The organism is Cryptocyanus atlanticus LEGE 06306, assembly GCF_056633155.1.
The window spans coordinates 1-1,727 of record NZ_JBSJOZ010000039.1 but is presented as its reverse complement, the minus strand read 5'-3'; the positions used below and the strand labels follow the sequence as shown (position 1 = coordinate 1,727).

Sequence of the window (1,727 nt, the reverse complement as noted above, 5' to 3'; positions counted from 1 at the left end):
GGCAGGTGAGCAGGGGGATGCAGTTCGCCCCGGGGTGATGCCGAAACCAGTGGCAGGTGAGGCAGACCCGTCGGCTGCGGCTGGGCAGCAACACCTCCCGATCGAGGTAGGGCCACTCCTCGATCGAGCCGTGCCGGAGTGCATCAGGGCGGGAGCGAGGGGGCATGGTGCTGCGCAACAACAGAGTACACCTGTACTAGCAGACAGGCACCGAGTCGGTGGTGCTCCAACGGCCAGGGCACGCGATCTGGTGCCGGTGGTGGCGTTTACTGCGCCAACAGATGGCCAGCGGGGGGACCGCCCTCTGGCTCACTCACCCCTTGGACCAGGACCAGGATGGCCGCCCTCCCCTCCATCGCACCCCCCCAACGGGTGGCCCTGCCAGGACGATCGCCTTGGCCTGTCAGGTGCCCCTCGTCTGTTGGATGAAACGGGCTACGCCAACGCTGCACCCGACAGAGAAGCCCCCTGGGACCTGGACCCAGAGAGAACCTGCCGGCTGCTGATGGATGCAGTCTCGGCCCTGTCGGCCAGTTCGGATAGGCTAAGAGTGAGGATCTTGAGATGAGGATTCTCCTCGGCGATCCGGCATAGCTTCCAATGGCTGGTCAAACACTCATTCCGGTAGAAATAGCGTTCTCGTTGACTCGACCAGATGACCTGGCTTCTTTCATCAGCATTGAGCCCCAGCCGCTGCAATGCATGGTCATACATGCCGAGACGATGGCAGAGAGCCACCCACTGCTTCAGGGTCAGATCATGAATACTCTGTCCAAGAATCTCGCGGCCAGGGAAGTCCATGGCCATGACCACACATCCGCTGTTGCGCAGGCCGCGTCTGATGATTCCTGCCCCTGCAGGAAGCTCAATGTGCTCAGGCTTGATCTGAATCCAATGAACAAGATACTTGCAGTTAATAATTTGCCTCGATCTCCTTCTGACCCGGATGGAATGGGACGAACGCAGACGCTCAAGGAGCTCCATCGTCGGCGTTTCTGGTCGTGGGAGTTTCAACTGTTGGCTCAGGTCCTTCGTGTTGGCCATGGATTTCCTCGTTCAGACGATTGCTGGATCGTTGATCCGTCTGCTGTTCTTTGTTCACCAGGCCCTCTTGCCGGTTCCGTTTCACAGGCAAGGGATCGTCCCAGTACGACATCGGAACCCGTGGCCGTGCTTTCTGGGCGGGCATTGGATCAGGCTCTCAAGGCCAGAGCAAGAATGCCCTCAGACGCGAACGCTGAGGGCGCTCCGGCGCTGCTGCACGGGACGAAAGGGATGCCGGGCCGTCAGGTAGAGGATGCCCGGCGTCATGACCACAGCCAGGGGAGAGACAGCGGAGCTGAGACACGTCCCCGGTCCGCCTGATCCAGCTTTGCGGCTAGGCCCTCGCCGTCACCTGAGTCTGCTCGGGGGTGCCACCGCCGAATTGGTGGAAGTGGCAGCCTCGAGCTGAGCGACAACCTCAGCAAGGCTGATCTTCAGCATCGGGAGGTGGGGATTCATCTCTCTTAGCCGCATCAGTTGGCATGTATTCCGCAGGTACAGATGACGGGAGTAGTGTTGGCTGGGGTCACTTCTCCATGCGACTCTTGTGCATTCAGCTTCACTCATCCCCAGGGAAACGGGTGCATTGGAAAACAGACCGAGCTTCCCACAGAGAGCGATCAACTCCCTCTGGGTCAACCCCTCGAGACTTTTGCCAAGAATATGGCTTCCGCGATAGTCAA

At 60.0% G+C, this 1,727-nt stretch carries 1 protein-coding gene; it reads right to left on the bottom strand.

The window, feature by feature from the left end; all coding sequences use genetic code 11:
* Positions 1–435: 435 nt before the first annotated feature.
* Positions 436–1,044 carry a hypothetical protein gene (locus tag ACWJI7_RS14180; protein ID WP_479938864.1) on the bottom strand — a complete coding sequence of 203 codons (609 nt, stop codon included), beginning with the start codon at positions 1,042–1,044 and terminating at the stop codon, positions 436–438.
* Between the last annotated feature and the right edge of the window lie 683 nt (positions 1,045–1,727).